Here is a 22247-nt window from a genome sequence, read left to right as displayed (position 1 = left end):
CTACCTCTTTGAGGGGTCCGAAGGTGATGCGGTGGCGAGGAAGTCGGCCCAGGCGGTGGGGGAGAGGGTGAGGGGGGTGAGGGTGGCGTCCTTGGAGTCGCGGACGTGGACGGCGCTGAGGGCGTGGGCCACCTCGACGCAGTTGTCACCCGCCGTACCGCTGTAGCTGCTCTTGAACCAGTGCAACTGGGTGCTCATCGCTACCTCTTTGAGGGGTCCGAAGGTGATGCGGTGGCGAGGAAGTCGGCCCAGGCGGTGGGGGAGAGGGTGAGGGGGGTGAGGGTGGCGTCCTTGGAGTCACGGACGTGGACGGTTCCGGCGGCGTGCGCCACCTCGACGCAGTTGCCGCCCGTCGCGTCGCTGTAGCTGCTCTTGAACCAGTTCAGGGGTGGGGTGCTGCTCATGGCGCTCCTCGCATGTCCTCCAGCAAGGCCATCGAAGCTTCGGAATCGAGGGCCTGCCCTCGCATCCTGCCATAGCGCTGAAGCAGCGTCCCTACCTGATTCGGCTCCGCGAACAGGTAACTGCAGTCGTGCGCCTCGGTGTAGCCGAGCCACTCACGGCTCGGTGTTTCCGCCAGGTACAGGGGGCCGTTGAGGCCGCCGTGTTCCACACGCCGGATGGGCATGATGAGCAATTCGACGTTCCGAAGCCGGGCGCAGTCCAGCAGGTGATCGATGAGTGACCGGGTGGTCTCTGCGCCGCCGAGCTCCCGTTCGAGGACGTGCTGTTCGATGATGAAGCTGAACTCGGTGTTGCCGCGTTCTGTGAGGAGCCGCTGCCGAGTGAGCCGCGCCTTGACTTGCGTCTCAAGCTGCGAGTCGGTCAACGGTGGCACATGGCTGCTGTGCACCTCACGCATGTACGGCTCGGGCTGGAGGAGGCCTGGTACAACGCGGCATTCGTACGCGAACAACGTCAGCGCCTCCTCCTCGATCGCCACCCACTGCTGGAACCGCCTGGCGATTCCTGACCGGCGCCGGAGGTGCTGAGCTGCTGCTTTGAGGACGTTCTCGGCCACCCCGCCGAGAACCTGGCCCACTCGCTCCGGGAGGTCGGGCGGCGGAAACCGCTTCCCCTGTTCCAACTTGGCGATGTAGGCGGGCGAGTAGCGGAGTTGAGGAGCCAGTTGCTCCTGCGTCAGTCGTGAGGACTTGCGCAACGCCTGGAGGACCGCGCCGAACATCTTCAGGTCCTCCGGGATTTCCGTTTCCCCCACGCCCGCGCTGGTGCGCTCCTCGCTGACGCCCTGTGCCATCGCCGCTCCGTCTCCGGTGGTCCATGCCCTGACTCTTCGAAATCTTCACCGTGCGTGACGCACCCAGTCCAGTCGGTGAACTGGTACAGATCCTTTTGTCCCAGCGGCGTCCCTGGTCTGCGGCCTGTCGCGGGCTCCACGCTGGGCGGTATGCGATCCGCTCGCGGCCAAGAGGCCCTCACCGAACGTGTTTTCGTCCAGCGCTTCTCCGCCACCCGGCAGGGCGCGCGTCTCGCGCGGTTGCTGGCGGGGCACCAGCTGCACGTGTGGGACATCCCGTACGGGAGCCCGCACGGGCAGGCCGTGGAGCTGGTCGTCGCGGAACTGGCCGCCAACGCCGTACTGCACGGACGTGTGCCGGGGCGGAACTTCGAGCTGCGGCTCGTACGGGACCCGGTCGCGCGGACCGTACGGGTGGAGGTCTCCGACACGCACCCCGCGCGTCCGGAGCGGGCCGGCGCTCCGGTGGACGCCGAGGGCGGCAGGGGGCTGGTGCTCGTGGAGTCGGTGACGTCCCGCTGGGGCGTGGCCGACCGGGACGGGCCCGGCAAGACCGTGTGGGCCGAGATCAACTGCCCGTGACGCCCGGGGCGTACCCGGCCGGGGCGGGCGCTGCGCTAGCGTCCGGGCGCATGACGACTGCCTCACTCGACGCGCTGCGGGCCGAGCTGCGTGCCCTCGCCGAACCGCGGGTGCGCGCCCAGCAGGAGCGGGTGCTGAGCCCGGCGGACGACGACGAGCTGCTCGGTGTCCGGGTGCCGGTGATGCGCGGGCTCGCCCGCGCGTACCGGGGGCTGGCGCTCGACGAGGTGGACGCGCTGCTGCGCAGCCGGGTGCACGAGGAGCGGTTCACGGGGCTGCTGGTCCTCGCCGAGCAGGTGCGCGCCGCCCGGGGCGGGGACCGCGCGGCCCTCGTGGAGTTCTACCTGGCGCGTACGGGCCACGTCGACAACTGGGACCTGGTGGACGGTTCGGCGCCGGTGGTGCTCGGGCCGTGGCTGCTGGAGGAGCCGGCGTCGGCGCACCTGCTGGACCGCCTCGCGGGCTCGGCTTCCGTGTGGGACCGGCGGATCGCCGTGGTGGCGACGCTGGCGCTGATCCGCGCCGGGCGGTACGAGCCGACGTTCGCCCTGGTGCTCGCGCTGCGCCGGGACGCGGAGCCCATGGTGCACAAGGCGCTGGGCTGGATGCTGCGGGAGATCAGCCGCCACGACGAGGGCGCGGTGGTCGCGTTCCTGGACCGGTACGCCGCCGAGCTGCCGCGTCTCACCGTGCGCCACGCGACGGAGCGGCTGGCGCCGCCGGAGCGGGCGCGGTTCGTACGCCGCCGGTAGGCCGCGCGGAACCCCGCGTCGGATTCCTGCCAGCTTCGGGCGTCGGTGAGGGCCAAGATCGACGGCATGAAGCGACTTGAGGGAAACGTGGCCCTGATCACGGGCGGCAGCCGGGGCATCGGTGCCGCGGTGGCGTTACGACTGGCCGAAGAGGGCGCCGACGTCGTCCTCACCTACGAGAACAGCGCGGAACGCGCCGACCGGGTGGTGGAGCAGGTCAAGGGCGCGGGCCGCCGGGCGCTGGCCGTCCGGGCCGACAGCGCCGACCCCGAGGCGCTCGTCGCCGCCGTGGACGAGGCCGCCGCGGTGTTCGGCAGGCTCGACATCCTGGTCAACAACGCCGCGGTCTTCCTGGTGGGGCCGCTCGAGGACCTGGGGGCGGCGGAGATCGAGCGAACCTTGGCGGTGAACGTGCGGGCGCCGTTCGTGGCGTCCCAGGCGGCGGTACGTCACATGGCCCGGGGCGGGCGCGTCATCAGCATCGGCAGCAATGTCGCCGAACGCGCGGTCTTCCCGGGGCTCGCGCTGTACTCGATGAGCAAGACGGCCCTGACCGGGATGACGAAGGGCCTGGCCCGGGAGCTGGGCCCGCGCGGAGTGACCGTCAACCTGGTGCTTCCCGGCCCCACCGACACGGAGACCAACCCCGCAGACGGGCCGAACGCCGAGGTGATCGCCGGGTTCACGGCTGTGGGCCGCTACGCGGAGGCCGCCGAGATCGCGGCCACGGTCGCGCACTTGGCCAGTGCGGACGGCTCGTACATCACCGGCGCCTCGATCCACGTCGACGGGGGCTTCACCGCCTGACGCGCGGCCGTCAGCGCTTCCGGGCGCCGGTGCCGTTTTCGGACGTCGCGGCCGGGCGCCGCCCGCATGGACGTCGTACGGGGTGCTGTGCGGTGTTCATGGGGGGACCGTAGGGCGCAGACGGTTCGGTGGACGCCGAACCGTCGGCGCGCCCGGTGCGGCCACAAGCCCCCGCAAGCCGCCCGCCGGGCAACCCTCAAGCCGCCCGCCGGGCAACCCTCAAGCCCCGCGAGCCGCCCCAGGGGCGCGTCCTACCCCCTGGGCGGCGCCGTGGAGGCGCGGAGCATCAGTTCGCCGGGGATCGTCGCCACGCCGCCCGGCGGAGACGTGTCCGCGCCCATCGCGAGGCGGCCCGCCTGTACGCCGGCCTCGTGCAGCGGCAGCCGTACCGTCGTCAGGGCCGGCACCGCGTCCACCGAGAACGGCAGGTCGTCGAAGCCGGCCACCGACACGTCGTCCGGGATGCGCAGCCCGGCCTCCCGCAGCGCGGCGCACGCGCCCAGCGCCACCGTGTCGTTGGCGGCGACGACGGCCGTCAGGGACGGTTCGCGCGCCAGGAGCTCGCGGGTCGCCTCGTACCCGGAGGCACGGGTGTAGTGGCCGTACACGGTGAGCCGGTCCGTGTCGGGCCCCGCGAGTCCGGCGGCGGCCAGCGCGTCGCGGTGGCCGTCCAGGCGGTCGCGGGTGGTGGTCCGGTCGGCGGGCCCGGCGACATACCCGATCCGGCGGTGGCCGAGCGCCAGCAGGTGCTCGGTCAGGCTCCGCGCGCCGCCCCGGTTGTCGAAGGCGAGCGTCGCCGCCACGGTGTCGCCCGGCATCGGCGGGCGCCCGCACAGGACGACGCGGGTCCCGGCGTCGGCCAGGCGCGTCAGCTTCGCGGTGAGCGCCGCGATGTGGTCCGGGTCCTCCAGCGCGCCGCCCGTGACGACGACGGCGGCGGCGCGCTGGCGCTGCAGGAGCGTGAGGTACGTCAGCTCGCGCTCGGGGGAGCCGCCCGTGTTGCAGACGACGGCCAGCTTCTCGCCGCCCGCGCGCCCGGTCCCCGCGTCGCCGATGGCGCTCTGCGCGGCGCCCGCCATGATCCCGAAGAACGGGTCGGCGATGTCGTTGACGAGGATGCCCACCAGGTCGGAGGTGGCGGCGGCCAGCGCGCTGGCGGGCCCGTTCAGCACGTAGTCCAGCTCGTCCACCGCGCGCAGCACCCGCTCGCGGGTGGACGCGGCGACCGGGTAGTTGCCGTTGAGGACGCGCGAGACGGTCGCCGGTGAGACGCGCGCGCGTGCCGCCACGTCGGCCAGGGTGACTGTCATCGCGTGCCCTCCGAGGAGAAGTCGGGGAAGTGCGGCCGCGGCTCTTGTACGGGCCGCTGGCGGCAGGCTAGCGTCATGCCCGATAGAAAGCGCTTGCTACGACGAACGACTGATTCGGGACATGGAGGGACCTTCGTGACACGCAGGACAGTGCGGATCGCCATGAACGGCGTCACGGGCCGGATGGGCTACCGGCAGCACCTGGTGCGTTCCATCCTCGCCATCCGCGAGCAGGGCGGCCTCGACCTGGGCGGCGGCGAGGTCCTGTGGCCGGAGCCGGTCCTCGTCGGCCGCCGCGAGCACGCCCTGCGCGAGCTGGCGGAGCGCCACGGGCTGACCGAGTGGTCCACGGACCTCGACGCCGTGCTCGCCGACGACCGCACCGACATCTACTTCGACGCGCAGGTCACCTCCGCGCGCCAGGCCGCCCTCACCAAGGCCATCGCGGCGGGCAGGCACGTCTACACCGAGAAGCCCACCGCCGGCGACCTCGCCGGCGCCCTCGCACTGGCCCGCCACGCGCGGGAGGCGGGCGTCAAGCACGGCGTCGTCCAGGACAAGATCTTCCTGCCGGGCCTGCTGAAGCTGAAGCGGCTCATCGACGGCGGTTTCTTCGGCGAGATCCTGTCGGTCCGCGGCGAGTTCGGCTACTGGGTCTTCGAGGGGGACTGGCAGGACGCCCAGCGGCCCAGCTGGAACTACCGCGCCGAGGACGGCGGCGGCATCGTCGTGGACATGTTCCCGCACTGGGAGTACGTGCTCCACGAGCTGTTCGGCCGGGTGACCTCGGTGTCGGCGCACGTCACCACCCACATCCCGCAGCGCTGGGACGAGCACGGCAAGCCGTACACGGCCACCGCCGACGACGCCGCGTACGGGATCTTCGAGCTGGAGGGCGGCGCCGTCGCCCAGATCAACTCCTCCTGGGCGGTCCGCGTCCACCGCGACGAGCTGGTCGAGTTCCAGGTCGACGGTACGCACGGCTCCGCCGTCGCCGGGCTGCGCGGCTGCCGCGTCCAGCACCGCTCCATGACCCCGAAGCCCGTCTGGAACCCCGACCTGCCGGTCACCCACTCCTTCCGCGACCAGTGGCAGGAGGTCCCGGACAACACCGAGTTCGACAACGGCTTCAAGGCGCAGTGGGAGCTGTTCCTGCGCCATGTGTACCTGGACGAGCCCTACCACTGGGACCTCCTCGCGGGCGCCCGCGGCGTGCAGCTCGCCGAGCTGGGCCTGAAGTCGTCCGCCGAGGGCCGCCGTTTCGAGGTCCCGGAGCTGTCCCTGTGACCGCCCCCGCCGCCCCCGCCGCCACGCGGACGGCCCCGGCGCCGACGCGAGCCGCCGCCCCGGCCACCGTGCACCTCCCGAACCCGGACGGCACCACGCGCGCGTACCGCCCCCCCACCGAGCCGCGCGCCTTCACCGCGGGCGCCCCGCTCGTCTCCCGTACGGTTTTCTCCGCCGCGCACGTCGTCGCCGACCCGTACGCCGACACCGACCCCGACTCCCCGGCCGCCGTCGACTGGGACACGACCCTCGCCTTCCGCCGCCACCTGTGGGCCCACGGCCTGGGCGTCGCGGAGGCCATGGACACCGCCCAGCGGGGCATGGGTCTGGACTGGGCGGGCGCCGCCGAGCTGATCCGCCGCTCCGCCGCCGAGGCGAAGGCGGTCGGCGGCCGCATCGCCTGCGGCGTCGGCACCGACCAGCTCACCGGACCGGCCGGCCTGGACGCCGTGCGCGCCGCGTACGAGGAGCAGCTCGGCCTCGTCGAGGAGACCGGCTCGCAGGCCATCGTCATGGCCTCCCGCGCCCTGGCCGCCGCCGCCCGCACCCCGGACGACTACCTGGAGCTGTACGCCCACCTGCTGCGGCAGGCGAGCGAACCGGTCATCCTCCACTGGCTCGGCCCCATGTTCGACCCGGCGCTGGAGGGCTACTGGGGCTCCGCCGACCTCGACGCGGCGACGGACACCTTCCTGGACGCCATCGCCGCACACCCCGACAAGGTCGACGGCGTCAAGATCTCCCTGCTGGACGCCGGGCGCGAGGTGGAGCTGCGCCGCCGCCTCCCGGAGGGCGTCCGCTGCTACACGGGCGACGACTTCCACTACCCGGAGCTGATCGCGGGCGACGAACGCGGCTTCAGCCACGCCCTGCTGGGCATCTTCGACCCGCTGGGCCCGCTCGCCGCCGAGGCGGTCCGCGTCCTCGACACGGGCGACACCGACGGCTTCCGCGCCCTCCTCGACCCGACCGTGGAGCTGTCCCGGCACCTGTTCCGGGCGCCGACCCGCTTCTACAAGACGGGCGTGGTGTTCCTGGCCTGGCTCGCCGGCCACCAGGACCACTTCGCGATGGTCGGCGGCCTGCAGTCGGCCCGCTCCCTGCCGCACCTGGCGCGCGCCTACGAACTGGCCGACGGGCTCGGCCTGTTCCCCGACCCGCAGCTCGCGGCCGCCCGTATGACGTCCCTCCTCGCCGTCTACGGGGTGAACCGGTGACCGGCCTCGAAACCCTCGACCTGACCCGCTTCAGCATCAACCAGATGACCGTCAGGCAGCTGTCCCTCCCCGAGCTGACCGAGGCGTGCGCCCGCCTCGGCGTCCCCGGCGTCGGCCTGTGGCGCGAACCGGTCCGGGAGTACGGGGTGGAGGCCGCCGCCAAGCTCGTCCGCGACGCCGGGCTGGCCGTCACCACCCTGTGCCGGGGCGGGTTCTTCACCACGGCGGACGGCCTGGACGACAACCGCGCCGCCGTGGACGAGGCGGCGGCCCTCGGCACGGACACCCTCGTCCTGGTCTCCGGCGGCCTGCCGCCCGGCGGCAAGGACCTCGGGGAAGCCCGCGAGCGGATCGCCGACGCCCTCGCGGAACTCGCCCCGTACGCGGCGGAACGCGGCGTGCGCCTGGCGATCGAACCGCTGCACCCGATGTACGCGTCCGACCGGTGCGCGGTCTCCACACTCGACCAGGCGCTGGCCCTCGCGGAACGCTTCCCGGCCTCGCAGGTCGGGGTCGTCGTGGACACGTACCACGTGTGGTGGGACGACCGGGCCCCGGCGGCGGTCGCCCGCGCCGGCGCGCAGGGCCGCATCCACTCCTTCCAGCTCGCCGACTGGACGACCCCGCTGCCCGAGGGCGTCCTCAACGGGCGCGGGCAGATCGGGGACGGCTGCATCGACATGCGGGCGTGGCGCGAGCGCGTGGACGCGGCCGGGTACACGGGCCCCGTCGAGGTCGAGCTCTTCAACGACACGCTGTGGACGAGGGACGGCGTGGAGCTGCTGGAGGAGACGGCCCGCCGGTACGCCGAGCACACCCTCTGACCCCGCCGCGGCCAAGTGCCGTAGCGGTGCGGGGGCTTCCGGAAAAATCACCGCCCGCGACCGTGCAACCCTTCCGGCGTGACGAGTGTCGTTACTGGCGTCGGGATCTCCGGGAGGGGATCTGGGGGGATCGGGAGTCCCGGCACGGAGGGGAAGTCCGGGGCCCGGCCGCACGGCCGGGCCCCGGCCGCACGGCCGGGCCCCGGCCGGTACCATCCCGCGCCGACAGCGGCCGCGCGCCTGTGGACAGGGTTGTCCACAGGGCGGGCGGGATGTCGGAGGCGCTCGGTAGCGTCGGGGCATGTCGCAGATGGCGGTGGTCGAGGGCGTCCTCGAGCGGATCACGTACAGCAACGAGGAGAACGGATACACGGTCGCGCGGGTCGACACCGGGCGCGGCGGGGGCGAACTGCTCACGGTCGTCGGCTCGTTGCTCGGTGCGCAGCCCGGCGAGTCGCTGCGGATGGAGGGCCGCTGGGGCTCCCACCCGCAGTACGGGCGGCAGTTCACCGTGGAGAACTACACGACGGTGCTGCCCGCGACGGTCCAGGGCATCCGCCGCTATCTGGGCTCCGGGCTGATCAAGGGCATCGGCCCGCGCATCGCCGACCGGATCGTGGAGCACTTCGGCACGGACACCCTCGACGTCATCGAGCGGGAGCCCGGGCGGCTGGTGGAGGTGCCCGGCCTCGGCCCGAAGCGGACCCGGATGATCGGCGCCGCGTGGGAGGAGCAGAAGGCCATCAAGGAGGTCATGGTCTTCCTCCAGGGCGTCGGCGTGTCCACCTCCATCGCCGTGCGGATCTACAAGAGCTACGGCGACGCGTCGATCTCCGTCGTGCGCAACCAGCCCTACCGGCTCGCCGCCGACGTGTGGGGCATCGGGTTCCTCACCGCCGACCGCATCGCGCAGGCCGTGGGCATCCCGCACGACAGTCCCGACCGGGTCAAGGCCGGGCTGCGCCACGCGCTGTCCCAGTCGACCGACCAGGGGCACTGCTTCCTGCCCGAGGAGCGGCTGATCGCGGACGCCGTGAAGCTGCTCCAGGTCGACACGGGCCTGGTCATCGACTGCCTCGCCGAGCTGGCGGCCGACGAGGAGGAGGGCGGCGTCGTCCGCGAGCGGGTGCCCGGCCCGGACGGCGAGCCGGTCACGGGCGTGTTCCTGCTGCCGTTCCACCGCGCGGAGGTCTCCCTGGCGGCCCAGCTGCGGCGGCTCATGCGGGCGGAGGAGGACCGGATGGCGGCCTTCCGGGACGTCGCCTGGGACAAGGCCCTGGCGTGGCTCGCGGAGCGTACGGGGGCGGAGCTGGCGCCCGAGCAGGAGGCCGCCGTGCGCCTCGCCCTCACCCGGAAGGTCGCCGTGCTGACCGGCGGTCCCGGCTGCGGCAAGTCGTTCACGGTCCGGTCGGTGGTGGAGCTGGCCCGCGCCAAGCGGGCGAAGGTGCTGCTGGCCGCGCCGACCGGCAGGGCCGCCAAGCGGCTCGCGGAGCTGACCGGCGCCGAGGCGTCGACCGTGCACCGGCTGCTGGAGCTGAAGCCCGGCGGGGACGCGGCGTACGACCGGGACCGGCCGCTGGACGCGGACCTCGTGGTGGTGGACGAGGCGTCGATGCTGGACGTGCTGCTGGCGAACAAGCTGGTCAAGGCGGTCGCGCCGGGCGCCCATCTGCTGCTGGTGGGCGATGTGGACCAGCTGCCGAGCGTCGGCGCCGGCCAGGTGCTGGGCGATCTGCTGGCCCCGGACAGCCCCGTCCCGTCCGTCCGGCTCACCCGGATCTTCCGGCAGGCGCAGAAGTCCGGCGTGGTCACCAACGCCCACCGGATCAACGCGGGGGAGTATCCGCTCACCAGCGGCCTGCCGGACTTCTTCCTGTTCGTCGCGGAGGACACGGAGGAGGCCGGGCGGCTCACGGTGGACGTGGCCGCGCGCCGCGTCCCGGCGAAGTTCGGCCTCGACCCGCGCCGCGACGTGCAGGTGCTGGCGCCCATGCACCGGGGCCCGGCGGGCGCGGGCACGCTCAACGGGCTCCTCCAGCAGGCCGTCACCCCGGCCCGCCCCGGACTGCCGGAGAAGCGGTTCGGCGGCCGGGTCTTCCGCGTCGGCGACAAGGTCACCCAGATCCGCAACAACTACGAGAAGGGCAGGAACGGCGTCTTCAACGGCACGGTCGGCGTGGTCACCGCCCTCGACCTCGACGACCAGCGGATGACGGTGCTGACCGACGAGGACGAGGAGGTGCCCTACGACTTCGACGAGCTGGACGAGCTGGCGCACGCGTACGCGGTGACCATCCACCGCTCACAGGGCAGCGAGTACCCGGCCGTGGTGATCCCCGTCACCACGAGCGCCTGGACCATGCTCCAGCGGAACCTGCTCTACACGGCCGTCACCCGCGCCCGGAGGCTCGTCGTCCTCGTCGGCTCCCGCAAGGCCATCGGCCAGGCCGTCCGGACCGTATCCGCCGGTCGGCGCTTTACCGCACTCGATCACAGGCTGACAGAAGGACGACCCGTGGGAAACATCACCTAGGACTTTCGGAACCGGGGCGAAGGGGGCAGGATGAGCAGGTTGACGGCACTCAGTGCCGCCAATAGGCCCAATGGTCGACCCCGAGTGCACTCCGCTGAGCCAAGTGGGGGATGGTAGAGACAGTCAGGGCACCTCGAAGAAGAGGCACAACGTCGGTGAGGGATGACGTGAGCGACAACTCTGTAGTACTGCGGTACGCGGACGGTGAGTACACCTACCCGGTGGTCGAGAGCACCGTGGGCGACAAGGGCTTCGACATCGGGAAGCTCCGCGCGCAGACGGGTCTGGTGACCCTGGACAGCGGGTACGGCAACACCGCCGCGTACAAATCCGCGATCACCTACCTGGACGGCGAGCAGGGCATCCTGCGCTACCGCGGTTACCCGATCGAGCAGCTCGCCGAGCGCTCCACCTTCCTCGAGGTGGCGTACCTGCTGATCAACGGCGAGCTTCCGAAGGCCGACGAGCTGGAGGCCTTCACCACCGAGATCACGCAGCACACCCTGCTGCACGAGGACGTCAAGCGGTTCTTCGACGGCTTCCCGCGCGACGCCCACCCGATGGCCATGCTGTCGTCCGTGGTCAGCGCGCTGTCGACGTTCTACCAGGACAGCCACAACCCGTTCGACGAGAAGCAGCGCCACCTCTCCACGATCCGGCTGCTGGCGAAGCTGCCGACGATCGCGGCGTACGCGTACAAGAAGTCGATCGGCCACCCGTTCGTCTACCCGCGCAACGACCTGTCGTACGTCGAGAACTTCCTGCGCATGACGTTCTCCGTGCCGGCGCAGGAGTACGAGCTCGACCCGATCGTCGTCTCGGCGCTCGACAAGCTGCTGATCCTCCACGCGGACCACGAGCAGAACTGCTCCACCTCCACGGTCCGCCTGGTCGGCTCGTCCCAGGCGAACATGTTCGCGTCCATCTCCGCGGGCATCTCCGCCCTGTGGGGCCCCCTGCACGGCGGCGCCAACCAGTCGGTGCTGGAGATGCTGGAGGGCATCCAGGCCAACGGCGGCGACGTCGACTCCTTCATCCGCAAGGTGAAGAACAAGGAGGACGGCGTCCGCCTGATGGGCTTCGGCCACCGCGTCTACAAGAGCTTCGACCCGCGGGCGAAGATCATCAAGGCGGCGGCGCACGATGTCCTCTCGGCGCTCGGCAAGAGCGACGAGCTGCTGGACATCGCCCTGAAGCTGGAGGAGCACGCGCTCGCCGACGAGTACTTCGTCTCGCGCAACCTCTACCCGAACGTGGACTTCTACACGGGCCTGATCTACCGCGCCATGGGCTTCCCGACCGAGATGTTCACGGTCCTGTTCGCCCTCGGCCGCCTGCCGGGCTGGATCGCCCAGTGGCACGAGATGATCAAGGAGCCGGGCTCCCGCATCGGCCGTCCGCGCCAGATCTACACGGGCGAGGTCCTGCGCGACTTCGTCCCGGTCGAGGGCCGCTGACGCCTCACGTCCACGGGCCCGCCGGCTTCGCGGCCGGCCGGGCCCGCCGGCCCCCGCCCCCACCGGCCCCGCGCCCGCCGGGCCCGCGGGCCTTCGCGGCCCGCCGGGTCCCCGGGCGTCCGGTCCCCGGACAGCGAGAAGCGCCCCGCCTGCCGATCCCCCCACGGGTCGACGAGCGGGGCGCTTCCCATATCCCGGTGCGGATTCCCCCCACGGGATCCGGTCCGGGCGTCTGCCGGTGTGACCGGCAGAGGTCTCGCGTATGCGATCTGCCGGGGTACGTACGAACGGGAGGGCCGCTCAAAGCTCCCCGGTGCACGTGCCCCGGCCAACGCTTGCCTGGGACGTCCCCCAAGACATCCCATGAACGTCCCCCAAGACGTTCTTGGCATCGCCCATTTAGACTCGCGAGCCGTCCAAATGGTTACCCCCAAATATCTGTGATCTAGGTCTCTTTGTGAAGGTCTGGTGAGTCACGTGAAGGTGAATTCACGTGAACGTCCGTTCCGGTCCCGCAAGCAGAGCGGGCCGCACCGCGTCTTTTGTCGCGATACGGCCCGTACGGGCGGCCCGGCGGGGGCCGGAGCGCTGATGCCCGGCGCTCAGGCGGCGGTGCCGACCAGCTCGTAGCCGGCCTCGTCCACGGCGGCGCGGACGGCCTCCTCGTCCAGCGGCGCGCCGGAGGTGACGGTCACCTTGCCGGTGGCGGCCACGGCCTGGACCGAGGTGACGCCCGGAAGCGCGGAGATCTCCTGCGTCACGGCGCCTTCGCAGTGCCCGCAGGTCATGCCCTTGACCTCGTACACGGTGGTGACGTCGGTGTTCGTCTCGGCGGTCATGGTGCTGCTCCTCTGAGAACGGTAAGGGCCCTGAGCCCCGGCACGGCCTCCACTGTATACCCCTACGGGGTATGGATTCCACTGTGGCCGCGGTGCCGCGCCCACTCGGGCGCCAGGATCGCCATGCGGATGGAGTCGATCCACTCGCCCTCGTGGAGGAGAGCCTGCCGCTCGACGCCCTCGCGCACGAAGCCGACGCGCTCGTAGACCCGCACGGCGCGCGGGTTGAACGCGTACACGCCCAGGTGGACGCGGTGCAGGCCGAGCCGCTCGAAGGCGTACGCGAGCAGGAGGCGTATCGCCTCGGTGCCCAGGCCCCGGTCGCGGCCCTCCGGCCCGATCAGCACCCGGAAGCCGCAGCTGCGGTTCGGCTCGTCCCACTCGTTCAGGACGAGTTCCCCGACGAGCGCGCCGGACGCCCGGTCGACCAGGCCGAGGTCCAGGCGGTCCGTCCGGGCGCCGCGCGTCCCGTACCACTCCCGCAGCCGGTCGAGGGTGAACGGCGGCTGCCCGGCGCTGCCGGTGAGCCGCAGCACCTCGGGATCGTCCAGGATCGCCGCCATGGTCTCGGCGTCGCCCTCGCGGAAGGGCCTCAGGATGACCTTGTCGCCGGTGAGGACGGGCTTGTGGGAGAAGTCGCTCATCCCCCGATGCAACCCACCGCCCACCGGCCTCGGCAACGCCTTTTCCCGCCGCCCGCCGCCCGCCGCCCGCTGGCGGAGACCGCCTGTCGCGGAGTCGCCGGGCGCGGAGCCGCCGGGCGCGCGGGTGCGGGCGCGCGGGTGCGGGCGCCCGGCCGTCGGGGGCCCGGCGCCCGCACCCGGCGCGGCCCGGCCGTCAGCCGCCCCGGCGGTTGCCGGGGCGGTTGGCGACCCAGGTGCGGATCGTGTCCGCGTACCAGTACGGCTTGCCCGCCTCCACATGGTCGGGCGGCGGCATCAGCCCGTGCTTGCGGTACGAGCGCACGGTGTCCGGCTGCACCCGGATGTGCGCCGCGATCTCCTTGTACGACCAGAGCCTGCGGTCCGTCATCTCCGATGGCACCTCCCTGCGCACGCCGCGGCGCGGCCCCGGGGGAGGGCCGTCGGGGGGCCGCGGCGCGGACTGGTGATCACCCACCCTGTGCCCCACCTGCGACGCAGAGTGACCGTATCGGGGCATGCTGTTGAACCCCCGTGACCGTACATCCGCTGTTTGGTGACATATGTGACGGCCGTGGAACGCCTGTGACACGTTGGGAGCGCACACCGCCACCTGTCTACGGCCGCCCCCCGACACGGGACACAGTGTCGGGCGCGCGACGGCGGCGGCACGTGGTGGGATCGGCCCGACGCCGTCATCTGCGAAGGAGTACGCCTGCCATGACGAAGACCGTCCACCACTGGATCGGCGGCAAGCCCGTCGAGGGCACGTCGGACCGCTGGGGCCCCGTCACCGACCCGGCGACCGGCGCCGTCACCACCCGCGTCGCGCTCGCCTCCGCCGGCGAGGTGGACGCCGCCGTCGCCGCCGCCCGCGACGCCTACGCGACCTGGGGCACCTCGTCGCTGGCGCAGCGCACGTCCGTGCTGTTCCGCTTCCGCGCGCTCCTCGACGCGCACCGCGACGAGATCGCCGCGCTCGTCACCGCCGAGCACGGCAAGGTCCACTCCGACGCGCTCGGCGAGGTCGCCCGCGGCCTGGAGATCGTGGAGCTGGCCTGCGGGATCACCACACAGCTCAAGGGCGAGCTGTCCACGCAGGTGTCGAACCGGGTCGACGTCGCCTCGATCCGGCAGCCGGTCGGCGTGGTCGCGGGGATCACCCCGTTCAACTTCCCCGCCATGGTGCCGATGTGGATGTTCCCGCTCGCCATCGCCTGCGGCAACACCTTCGTCCTCAAGCCCAGCGAGAAGGACCCCTCCCCGTCGATCCGGCTGGCCGAGCTCCTCGCCGAGGCGGGCCTGCCCGACGGGGTGTTCAACGTCGTCCAGGGCGACCGGGACGCCGTCGAGGCGCTGCTCGCCCACCCCGGCGTGGACGCCGTGTCGTTCGTCGGGTCCACCCCCGTCGCCCGGCACGTCCACACGACCGCGACCGCCCGCGGCAAGCGCGTCCAGGCGCTCGGCGGCGCCAAGAACCACATGCTGGTCCTGCCCGACGCCGACCTGGACGCGGCGGCCGACGCGGCGGTCTCCGCGGCGTACGGCTCCGCGGGCGAGCGCTGCATGGCGGTCTCCGCCGTCGTCGCGGTCGGCGCGAGCGGTGACGCGCTCGTCGAGAAGATCCGCGAACGCGCCGAGAAGATCAAGGTCGGCCCCGGCACCGACCCGTCGTCCGAGATGGGCCCGCTCATCACCGCCGAGCACCGCGACCGGGTGGCCTCCTACGTCACCGGCGCCGCCGCCGACGGCTGCGAGGTCGTCCTCGACGGCACCGGCCTCACCGTGGACGGCTACGAGAACGGCCACTGGATGGGTCTGTCTCTGCTCGACAAGGTGCCCACCACCGCCCGCGCCTACCGGGACGAGATCTTCGGGCCGGTCCTGTGCGTGCTGCGCGCGGAGACGTACGAGGAGGGCGTCGCCCTCGTCAACGCCTCGCCGTACGGCAACGGCAGCGCGATCTTCACCCGCGACGGCGGCGCCGCCCGCCGCTTCCAGATGGAGGTCGAGGCGGGCATGGTCGGCGTGAACGTCCCGATCCCCGTGCCCGTCGGCTACCACTCCTTCGGCGGCTGGAAGGACTCCCTCTTCGGCGACCACCACATCTACGGCACCGACGGCATCCGCTTCTACACGCGCGGCAAGGTCGTCACCACCCGCTGGCCCGACCCGTCCGAGACCCCCGCCGGCATCGACCTCGGCTTCCCCCGCAACCACTGAACCGGCCGCCCGCCCGCCGCGCCCGTTTGTCCGCCGGCGTCCGGTTGCGCCCCGCCCGTCTACCGCGCCTGCGGTACGCGCCCGGCGGCGCCTACGCCGGAAGGAGGCGCACCGGCTCCGACCGGGGGCAGCGGGGCGGCCCGGCCGGGCCGTTTAGGGTCGAGTCATGCGGACCCGACTTTCCCGGCGGTGGGCTGCGCTCGCCGTGGCAGGAGTGCTGCTCGGCGGCGCCGGCACGTTCACCGCCGTCGCCTCCGACGGCGAGGCCGCCGTGCACCGCGAGGACACCGTGCTCGCCATGCCGGGCGCGAAGATCGACACGTCGTTCTTCACGTCCGGCGGCACGGGCCGCCGCCCCGCCGTGCTGCTCGGGCACGGCTTCGGCGGCAGCAAGGACGACGTACGCGCCCAGGCGGAACGGCTCGCCCGCGACGGGTACGCCGTCATGACGTGGACCGCCCGCGGGTTCGGCCGCTCCGGCGGGCAGATCGGCCTCAACGACCCGCGCCACGAGGTCAAGGACGTCCAGCGGCTGATCGACTGGCTGGCCGGGCGGCCCGAGGTCCGGCTCGACAAGGCCGGCGACCCGCGCGTCGGCGTGACCGGCGCCTCGTACGGCGGGGCGGCCGCGCTGCTGGCCGCCGGACACGACCCGCGCGTCGACGCCATCGCCCCGCAGATCACGTACTGGAACCTCGCCGACGCGCTGTTCCCCGACGGGGTGTTCAAGAAGCTGTGGGCCGGGATCTTCTTCACCACCGGCTCGGGCGGCCCCGCCGCCCCCCAGCAGCCCGCCGCGCCCCGGGAACCCGGCGCCCCGCAGGACCCCGGACCCGCCGAGGGCCCCGCCGCCGGGGAGCCCGGACCCGCCGAGGGCCCCGCCGCCGGGGAGCGCGGTGCCGCCGCCGCTTCGCCGGCCGCCGCGGTCACCACCGCCTGCGGCCGCTTCCAGCCCGAACTGTGCGCCATGTACGAGCGGATCGCCGTCACGGGCCGGCCCGACGCGGCCGCCCGCGCCCTGCTGGAGGCCCGCAGCCCGTCCGCCGTCGCCCACCGGATCAAGGTGCCGACCCTCATCACCCAGGGCCAGTCCGACTCGCTGTTCCCGCTCGGCCACGCCGACACCATGGCCCAGGCGATCGCCCGCAACGGCGCGCCCGTCGCCGTCGACTGGATCGCGGGCGGCCACGACGGCGGCACCTCCGAGGCCGACCGGGTCCAGGCACGCGTCGGCGCCTGGTTCGACAAGTACCTCAAGGGCGACGAGAGCGCCGACACGGGCCCCGCCTTCCGGGTCAGCCGCACCGGAGGCGTCGACTCCACCGACGGCCGGGCCACCCTGCGCGGCGCCACCGCCGACCGCTACCCCGGTCTGCGCGACGGGGTGCGCGTCCTGCCGCTCGCCGGACCCCCGCAGACCTTCCGCAACCCCGCCGGGGCCACCCCGCCGGGCATCTCCACCGTCCCCGGCGTCGGCGGCGGCCTCTCCCAGCTGTCCTCCCTCGGCATGGGCCTCTCCCTCGACTTCCCCGGCCAGCACGCCCGCTTCGAGACCCGCCCGCTGGACGCGCCGCTGCGGATCACCGGCACGCCCACCGTCCGCGTCACCGTCGCCTCCGACAGCGGCAGCGCCGTGCTGTTCGGCAAGGTCTACGACGTCGGGCCGGACGGCCGCAGCCAGATCCTCCCCGCCCAGCTCGTCGCACCCGTACGGATCGACGGCGCCGGGGACGGCAGGACCGTCGAACTGACGCTGCCCGCCATCGACCACGAGGTGGAGGCCGGGCACCGGCTGCGCGTCGTCCTCGCCGCCACCGACCTCGGCTACGCCTCCCCGGCCGCCCCCGCGGCGTACACCGCGGCCCTCGCCGGGGACGGGCTGTCCGTACCGACCGCGCCCGCCGTGCGCACCCAGGCCGCCGGGCTGCCCTGGTGGGTGTGGGGCCTGCCCGCGGGCGGCGCCCTCGTCGCGGCGGCGCTGCTGCTGACCGCCCGCCGCAGGACCGCCGCCCCCGCCCCCGACCCGGACCTCGCCGACGTACCGCTCGTCATCAGCGGCCTGACCAAGCGGTACGCCCGCTCCTCCGACGCGTACGCCGTGCGCGATCTGTCGTTCCGCGTCGAGAAGGGCCAGGTCCTCGGACTGCTCGGGCCCAACGGCGCCGGCAAGACCACCACGCTGCGGATGCTGATGGGCCTGATCACCCCGGACGGCGGGGAGATCCGGGTGTTCGGCCACGCCGTACGGCCCGGCGCGCCCGTCCTGTCCCGCGTCGGCGCGTTCGTGGAGGGCGCCGGGTTCCTGCCGCACCTGTCCGGGCGGGAGAACCTGGAGCTGTACTGGCGCGCCACCGGCCGCCCCGCCGAGGACGCCCACATCGACGAGGCGCTGGAGATCGCCGGGCTCGGCGCGGCCCTGGCCCGCGCCGTGCGGACGTACTCGCAGGGCATGCGGCAGCGGCTCGCCATCGCCCAGGCCATGCTGGGCCTGCCGGACCTGCTGATCCTCGACGAGCCGACCAACGGCCTCGACCCGCCGCAGATCCGCGAGATGCGGGACGTGATGATCCGCTACGCGGCCGGCGGCCGGACCGTCATCGTCTCCAGCCACCTCCTCGCGGAGGTCGAGCAGTCCTGCACCCACCTGGTGGTCATGGACCGGGGCCGCCTCGTGCAGGCCGGGCCCGTCGCCGAGATCACCGGCAACGGCGACACCCTGCTCGTCACCACCGAGGGGGACGTGCCGGAGGCGCTCGCCGAGAAGGCCGCCGCGCTGCCCGGCGTGGCGTCCGCGACCCGCGTGGACTCGGGACTGCTGGTACGGCTCGACGGCACCGGCACACCCGCCGGGCTCGTCGCCGGACTGGTGCGCCTCGACGTGCCCGTGACCGGTGTGGGCCCGCACCGGCGCCTGGAGGACGCGTTCCTCACCCTGATCGGAGGAGGAGGCTCCGCATGACCGCGCTGCTCGACTCGGCGCCCGGCTACCGCGCCGGGCACACCCTGCCCCTGCGCGTCGAGGCGGTGCGGCAGCTCAAGCGGCGCCGTACGGCCGTGATGGGCGCGATCCTCGCCGTCCTGCCGTTCGTCCTGATCGCCGCCTTCGCCATCGGCGGCGACCGGGACGACGGGCCGGACAACCGGATCACGCTGATGGACACGGCCACCGCCTCCGCCGGGAACTTCGCCGCGACCTGCCTGTTCGTCTCCGCCGGCTTCCTGCTGGTCATCCCCGTCGCGCTGTTCTGCGGGGACACCGTCGCCTCCGAGGCGGGCTGGTCGTCGCTGCGCTACCTGCTCGCCGCGCCCGTGCCCCGCGCCCGGCTGCTGTGGTCGAAGCTCGTGGTGGCGCTCGGCTTCAGCGCCGCCGCGATGGTGCTGTTGCCGCTCGTCGCGCTGGCCGCCGGGACCGTCGCGTACGGCTGGGGCCCGCTGCGGCTGCCGACCGGCGGGGCGCTCGGCGCCGCCGACAGCCTGGGGCGGCTCGGCATCGCCGTGGCGTTCGTCTTCGTGTCCCAACTGGTCACCGCCGGGCTGGCCTTCTGGCTGTCCACCCGTACGGACGCCCCGCTGGGCGCGGTCGGCGGCGCGGTCGGCCTGACCATCGTCGGCAACGTCCTGGACGCGGTCACCGCGCTCGGCGACTGGCGCGCGTTCCTGCCCGCGCACTGGCAGTACGCCTGGGTGGACGCGCTCCAGCCGCAGCTGGAGTGGGCCGGCATGGTCAAGGGCACGGCCGTCTCGGTGGCGTACGCGCTGGTCCTCTTCGCCCTGGCCTTCCGCGGCTTCGCCCGCAAGGACATCGTCTCGTAGGGCCCACACCCCGCGGTCCCGGCCCCTGAGGCCCGCCCGCCCGCACCCCGCGCCGCGCGTCCCCGCGCGCCCGCGGCCCGTACGCCCACGCCCCGCGGCCCGGGCCCCCGCGGCCCGCACCCCCGCACCCCGTGGCCCGTACGCCCACGCCCTGCCGGCCCGGCCCCCCGCGGCCCGCGCCTCCGCACCCCGTGGCCGTACCGGCCGGGCCTCGCAGCCCCGCACCCCGTGTCCGTCCGTGCCCGGCCGGGCGCTACTGCCGCAGCCAGCCGCGGCGGGCGGCCTCCGCGCCGGCGCGGAAGCGGCTCGTCGTGCCCAGGGCCGCCAGCAGCTCCCCGACGCGTCTGCTGTAGGTGCGCGCCGATATGCCCAGCCGGGCCGCGGCCGTCTCGTCGGTCAGCCCGGCCAGCAGCGCGTCCAGCACCGGGCGCAGCCGAGGCGGCAGCGCGGCGCCCTGCTGCCGGGCCTCCCCGATGTCCTCGCCCGCCTCCCACCACGCGTGGTGGGCCCGCACCAGCGCCTGTACGACGACCGGGTCCCGGATCAGCAGCAGCCCGTTGTGCAGCAGCTCCATGTCGAGCGGGACCGCCGCGACCGCCCGGTCCACCACGATCAGCTTGAACGGGATCGTGTCCGTCAGCCGCGCCCGCCCCGGCAGCCGCGCCACCCCACCCGGATCGACGGCCGTCAGCCGGGCCAGCGCGTGGCGCGGCAGGACCTGCCGGACCGTGCGCACCCGCTCGGCGGCCGTCCGTACGCACGCCCCCGCGAGCTCCGCGAACGGCTCCGGCACCGGCCGCCGCAGCCCCACCGCCGGATCGTCGAAGGTCAGCACCTCGCGCCGGGCCGACTCCGTCAGCGCGGCGAGCGCGGCGCACACATGCCGGGCACCCGTCACCGGCTGGCCCGGCGGGCGCGGCACCGCCGGAGGCGCCGCCCGGGCCGGGGCGCCCTCGCGGCTCTCCCGCGCCGCCACCAGACCCACGACCGATCCCTGGACATCCGCCACGGCCGACCACCCCCGTCATCCCCGGCATCCCCACGGAACGCACGTACGCAACTCCATGTACTCATGTGACTGCGTACGGTGACAAGGGGGATCCGGGGGATGGCGAGTCCAAGCCAAGTGCTCCGCGGCGCACCGGGGTCGGTCACGCTGGTCGGTTCACCCCCGCGCACCACCCCGGCGACGGCGCGCCCGCCGTCCGGGTGAGGGCCGCACCGGATCGCAGTAGCCCGGATGGCGCCAGGCGCGGCGGCGTGTCCGGATGGGGGCAGGAGCGCGGCGGCAGGACGCGCCGCGCCGACGAGGACCCGACCGCAGGACGACACGACTCCAAGACCCCACTCACCACGAACGGATGACGACAACGCCATGCGCAAGCACCTCTGGGCCGCGACGGCCCTCACCTGCCTCTCCCTGTCCGGCATAGCCGCGGCCCCGGCGCTCGCCGCCGAGGCTCCCCCCACCGACTACGCGTTCCTCCGCGCCGCCCACCAGGGCAACCTGACCGAGATCGCCGCGGGCAAGGACGCCCAGAAGAACGCCACCACCGAGTGCGTGAAGCACGTCGGCGGCGTCCTCGTGCGCGACCACACCAAGCTCGACGCCGCGACGCGCGCCCTGGCCGACAAGCTCGGCGTCGACCTCCCCATGGCGCCCTCCCCCGAGCAGCAGCGCACCCTCGCCGCCGTGATGGCCAAGGCCGGCACCAGCGCGTACGACACGGCCTGGCTCAAGGCCCAGGACGCCGCGCACACCAAGACCCTCGGCATGATCGACCACCAGATCGCCAAGGGGAAGGACGCCGAGGTCACGGCCGCGGCCAAGGCGGCCCGCCCGTCGTCGCCCACCATCTGTCCATGGTCCGCGGCGGCACCTGCCACGAGCACACCGCGCCCGCCCCGCACGCCGTCCACGCCGGCAACGGCGGTCAGGTCGCCCTCGCCGACGAGGGCGTTCCCGCGTTCGTCGCCGTACCCGCCATGGCCATCGGCGGGGTGCTCGTCGCGGGCGGCGCCTTCTGGGCGGCCGGGCGGATCCGCCGCAACGACGTCCGCTGACGCATGGCCGGCCCCCACCGGCTGACCTCCGAGCCCGGCCCGAGCCGCCTGCCGGCCTGGGCCGGTCTCGCGGGTGCCGCCTCGCTCGCCCTGGCGCTGTTCCTCCCGGGGGCCGCGCCGCCCGCCCCGCCCGACCAGGGCGCCGTGCCCGCGGGCAGCGCCCCGGCGGGACCCGCCGCCGCGGCGGCGCACTCCCCGCCGGTCACCCTGACCGTGCCCGGCCATGTGCGGCGCCTGCCCATCGACCCGGTCGCCCAGGCCGGGGACGGCGCGCTGGATCTGCCGAAGTCGCCGTCGCGGCTGGGCTGGTGGGCGTTCGGCGCGCGTCCGGGAGCGTCGGCGGGCACGCTGCTGCTGGCCGGGCACCTGGACTCGGCGGAGGAGGGACCGGGCCCGTTCGAGGCGCTGCACTCCCTGCCGATGGGCGCCCTGGCGCAGGTGGCGGCCGCGGACGGCACCCGGCACACGTACCGGATCGTGGCGCGGCGCACCTACCGGGCCGGCGCGCTGCCCGGCGACCTGTTCTCGGCGGAGGGCCGGCCGAGGCTGGTCCTGGTGACCTGCGCGGGCGCGTTCGACGAGAAGCGGCGGGCGTACGCGGAGAACCTGGTCCTGTACGGCGTACCGGCGTGAGCCCCGC

21 protein-coding genes are annotated in these 22247 nt (G+C 73.7%); 13 read left to right on the top strand and 8 right to left on the bottom strand.

Annotated features, from left to right (window positions below; translation table 11 throughout):
* The 3 genes from ACSUPT_RS09490 to ACSUPT_RS09480 are packed head-to-tail and all read right to left on the bottom strand — an operon-like array spanning position 1 to position 1258.
* Positions 1-198 (bottom strand): DUF397 domain-containing protein, encoded by a 198-nt coding sequence (locus tag ACSUPT_RS09490; RefSeq protein WP_436944047.1) that lies wholly within the window; start codon positions 196-198, stop codon positions 1-3.
* Positions 199-200: 2 nt separating this feature from the next.
* Positions 201-404 (bottom strand): DUF397 domain-containing protein, encoded by a 204-nt coding sequence (locus tag ACSUPT_RS09485; protein WP_436944046.1) that lies wholly within the window; start codon positions 402-404, stop codon positions 201-203.
* Entirely contained in the window at positions 401-1258 is an 858-nt protein-coding gene (locus tag ACSUPT_RS09480; protein WP_436944045.1) for a helix-turn-helix domain-containing protein, read from the bottom strand. The genes ACSUPT_RS09485 and ACSUPT_RS09480 overlap by 4 nt, the downstream gene beginning before the upstream one ends.
* A gap of 150 nt (positions 1259-1408) precedes the next feature.
* Here ACSUPT_RS09480 and ACSUPT_RS09475 point away from each other — a divergent pair, with 150 nt between their 5' ends.
* From ACSUPT_RS09475 to ACSUPT_RS09465, 3 genes are all read left to right on the top strand, one after another.
* Complete coding sequence (locus tag ACSUPT_RS09475) at positions 1409-1840, top strand: ATP-binding protein (protein WP_351967182.1); 432 nt, start codon at positions 1409-1411, stop codon at positions 1838-1840.
* A gap of 50 nt (positions 1841-1890) precedes the next feature.
* Positions 1891-2592, top strand: coding sequence for a DNA alkylation repair protein (locus tag ACSUPT_RS09470; RefSeq protein ID WP_351967183.1), 702 nt, complete (start codon positions 1891-1893; stop codon positions 2590-2592).
* 66 nt (positions 2593-2658) lie between these two features.
* Complete coding sequence (locus ACSUPT_RS09465; protein WP_351967184.1) at positions 2659-3399, top strand: SDR family NAD(P)-dependent oxidoreductase; 741 nt, start codon at positions 2659-2661, stop codon at positions 3397-3399.
* Positions 3400-3650: 251 nt separating this feature from the next.
* Here ACSUPT_RS09465 and ACSUPT_RS09460 read toward each other — a convergent pair whose 3' ends face one another.
* Complete coding sequence (locus ACSUPT_RS09460) at positions 3651-4709, bottom strand: LacI family DNA-binding transcriptional regulator (RefSeq protein WP_361656377.1); 1059 nt, start codon at positions 4707-4709, stop codon at positions 3651-3653.
* A 135-nt stretch (positions 4710-4844) separates the two neighbouring features.
* Here ACSUPT_RS09460 and ACSUPT_RS09455 point away from each other — a divergent pair, with 135 nt between their 5' ends.
* The 5 genes from ACSUPT_RS09455 (at position 4845) to ACSUPT_RS09435 (ending at position 12027) form a co-directional block, all read left to right on the top strand.
* Entirely contained in the window at positions 4845-5996 is a 1152-nt protein-coding gene (locus tag ACSUPT_RS09455) for a Gfo/Idh/MocA family protein (protein ID WP_351967186.1), read from the top strand.
* A 68-nt stretch (positions 5997-6064) separates the two neighbouring features.
* Entirely contained in the window at positions 6065-7213 is a 1149-nt protein-coding gene (locus ACSUPT_RS09450) for a dihydrodipicolinate synthase family protein (RefSeq protein ID WP_436946189.1), read from the top strand.
* A gap of 44 nt (positions 7214-7257) precedes the next feature.
* A complete protein-coding gene (locus ACSUPT_RS09445) occupies positions 7258-8037 on the top strand; it encodes a sugar phosphate isomerase/epimerase family protein (RefSeq protein ID WP_351967224.1) in 780 nt (259 codons plus the stop codon).
* A gap of 301 nt (positions 8038-8338) precedes the next feature.
* Entirely contained in the window at positions 8339-10570 is a 2232-nt protein-coding gene (gene recD2 / locus ACSUPT_RS09440) for an SF1B family DNA helicase RecD2 (RefSeq protein WP_365727146.1), read from the top strand.
* Positions 10571-10737: 167 nt separating this feature from the next.
* Complete coding sequence (locus tag ACSUPT_RS09435; protein ID WP_351967225.1) at positions 10738-12027, top strand: citrate synthase; 1290 nt, start codon at positions 10738-10740, stop codon at positions 12025-12027.
* 602 nt (positions 12028-12629) lie between these two features.
* On the opposite strand, the gene ACSUPT_RS09430 is transcribed toward ACSUPT_RS09435, so the two are convergent.
* The 3 genes from ACSUPT_RS09430 to ACSUPT_RS09420 all read right to left on the bottom strand — a co-directional run bounded on the left by ACSUPT_RS09430 (position 12630) and on the right by ACSUPT_RS09420 (position 13898).
* Positions 12630-12866 (bottom strand): heavy-metal-associated domain-containing protein, encoded by a 237-nt coding sequence (locus tag ACSUPT_RS09430; protein WP_351967188.1) that lies wholly within the window; start codon positions 12864-12866, stop codon positions 12630-12632.
* 62 nt (positions 12867-12928) lie between these two features.
* The gene (locus ACSUPT_RS09425) at positions 12929-13510 is read right to left on the bottom strand and encodes a GNAT family N-acetyltransferase (RefSeq protein WP_399219247.1); all 582 of its coding nucleotides are present in this window, start codon (positions 13508-13510) and stop codon (positions 12929-12931) included.
* A gap of 193 nt (positions 13511-13703) precedes the next feature.
* A complete protein-coding gene (locus ACSUPT_RS09420; RefSeq protein WP_351967190.1) occupies positions 13704-13898 on the bottom strand; it encodes a helix-turn-helix transcriptional regulator in 195 nt (64 codons plus the stop codon).
* A gap of 329 nt (positions 13899-14227) precedes the next feature.
* Here ACSUPT_RS09420 and ACSUPT_RS09415 point away from each other — a divergent pair, with 329 nt between their 5' ends.
* From ACSUPT_RS09415 to ACSUPT_RS09405, 3 genes are all read left to right on the top strand, one after another.
* On the top strand, positions 14228-15730 hold the full coding sequence (locus tag ACSUPT_RS09415; protein WP_361656390.1) for a CoA-acylating methylmalonate-semialdehyde dehydrogenase: 1503 nt from the start codon (positions 14228-14230) through the stop codon (positions 15728-15730).
* A 166-nt stretch (positions 15731-15896) separates the two neighbouring features.
* Positions 15897-18689: an alpha/beta fold hydrolase gene (locus ACSUPT_RS09410; protein ID WP_436944044.1), complete on the top strand. Its 2793-nt coding sequence runs from the start codon at positions 15897-15899 to the stop codon at positions 18687-18689.
* Positions 18686-19543, top strand: coding sequence for an ABC transporter permease (locus ACSUPT_RS09405; RefSeq protein ID WP_361656396.1), 858 nt, complete (start codon positions 18686-18688; stop codon positions 19541-19543). The genes ACSUPT_RS09410 and ACSUPT_RS09405 overlap by 4 nt, the downstream gene beginning before the upstream one ends.
* Positions 19544-19796: 253 nt before the next feature.
* On the opposite strand, the gene ACSUPT_RS09400 is transcribed toward ACSUPT_RS09405, so the two are convergent.
* Positions 19797-20552, bottom strand: coding sequence for a DNA-binding response regulator (locus tag ACSUPT_RS09400; RefSeq protein WP_351967194.1), 756 nt, complete (start codon positions 20550-20552; stop codon positions 19797-19799).
* A 366-nt stretch (positions 20553-20918) separates the two neighbouring features.
* Between ACSUPT_RS09400 and ACSUPT_RS09395 the strand changes: the two genes are divergently transcribed.
* Positions 20919-21632 carry a DUF4142 domain-containing protein gene (locus ACSUPT_RS09395; protein ID WP_436944043.1) on the top strand — a complete coding sequence of 238 codons (714 nt, stop codon included), beginning with the start codon at positions 20919-20921 and terminating at the stop codon, positions 21630-21632.
* Positions 21611-22240 carry a class F sortase gene (locus ACSUPT_RS09390; RefSeq protein WP_351967196.1) on the top strand — a complete coding sequence of 210 codons (630 nt, stop codon included), beginning with the start codon at positions 21611-21613 and terminating at the stop codon, positions 22238-22240. Before ACSUPT_RS09395 ends, ACSUPT_RS09390 begins: the two co-directional genes overlap by 22 nt.
* The last annotated feature ends 7 nt before the right edge of the window (positions 22241-22247 follow it).

This window comes from Streptomyces sp. SudanB25_2051 (genome assembly GCF_964272635.1).
Lineage (GTDB): Bacteria > Actinomycetota > Actinomycetes > Streptomycetales > Streptomycetaceae > Streptomyces.
This window is presented reverse-complemented; position numbering and strand designations above follow the sequence as displayed.

What these genes read in the sequence shown, in the direction of transcription:
- ACSUPT_RS09460 (WP_361656377.1), bottom strand. Translation starts at nt 4,709, where the DNA reads ATGACAGTCACCCTGGCCGACGTGGCGGCACGCGCGCGCGTCTCACCG.
- ACSUPT_RS09410 (WP_436944044.1), top strand. Translation starts at nt 15,897, where the DNA reads ATGCGGACCCGACTTTCCCGGCGGTGGGCTGCGCTCGCCGTGGCAGGA.
- ACSUPT_RS09425 (WP_399219247.1), bottom strand. Translation starts at nt 13,510, where the DNA reads ATGAGCGACTTCTCCCACAAGCCCGTCCTCACCGGCGACAAGGTCATC.
- ACSUPT_RS09430 (WP_351967188.1), bottom strand. Translation starts at nt 12,866, where the DNA reads ATGACCGCCGAGACGAACACCGACGTCACCACCGTGTACGAGGTCAAG.
- ACSUPT_RS09480 (WP_436944045.1), bottom strand. Translation starts at nt 1,258, where the DNA reads ATGGCACAGGGCGTCAGCGAGGAGCGCACCAGCGCGGGCGTGGGGGAA.
- ACSUPT_RS09390 (WP_351967196.1), top strand. Translation starts at nt 21,611, where the DNA reads ATGGCCGGCCCCCACCGGCTGACCTCCGAGCCCGGCCCGAGCCGCCTG.
- recD2 (WP_365727146.1), top strand. Translation starts at nt 8,339, where the DNA reads ATGTCGCAGATGGCGGTGGTCGAGGGCGTCCTCGAGCGGATCACGTAC.
- ACSUPT_RS09490 (WP_436944047.1), bottom strand. Translation starts at nt 198, where the DNA reads ATGAGCACCCAGTTGCACTGGTTCAAGAGCAGCTACAGCGGTACGGCG.
- ACSUPT_RS09420 (WP_351967190.1), bottom strand. Translation starts at nt 13,898, where the DNA reads ATGACGGACCGCAGGCTCTGGTCGTACAAGGAGATCGCGGCGCACATC.
- ACSUPT_RS09485 (WP_436944046.1), bottom strand. Translation starts at nt 404, where the DNA reads ATGAGCAGCACCCCACCCCTGAACTGGTTCAAGAGCAGCTACAGCGAC.
- ACSUPT_RS09465 (WP_351967184.1), top strand. Translation starts at nt 2,659, where the DNA reads ATGAAGCGACTTGAGGGAAACGTGGCCCTGATCACGGGCGGCAGCCGG.
- ACSUPT_RS09470 (WP_351967183.1), top strand. Translation starts at nt 1,891, where the DNA reads ATGACGACTGCCTCACTCGACGCGCTGCGGGCCGAGCTGCGTGCCCTC.
- ACSUPT_RS09475 (WP_351967182.1), top strand. Translation starts at nt 1,409, where the DNA reads ATGCGATCCGCTCGCGGCCAAGAGGCCCTCACCGAACGTGTTTTCGTC.
- ACSUPT_RS09445 (WP_351967224.1), top strand. Translation starts at nt 7,258, where the DNA reads ATGACCGTCAGGCAGCTGTCCCTCCCCGAGCTGACCGAGGCGTGCGCC.
- ACSUPT_RS09415 (WP_361656390.1), top strand. Translation starts at nt 14,228, where the DNA reads ATGACGAAGACCGTCCACCACTGGATCGGCGGCAAGCCCGTCGAGGGC.
- ACSUPT_RS09395 (WP_436944043.1), top strand. Translation starts at nt 20,919, where the DNA reads ATGCGCAAGCACCTCTGGGCCGCGACGGCCCTCACCTGCCTCTCCCTG.
- ACSUPT_RS09405 (WP_361656396.1), top strand. Translation starts at nt 18,686, where the DNA reads ATGACCGCGCTGCTCGACTCGGCGCCCGGCTACCGCGCCGGGCACACC.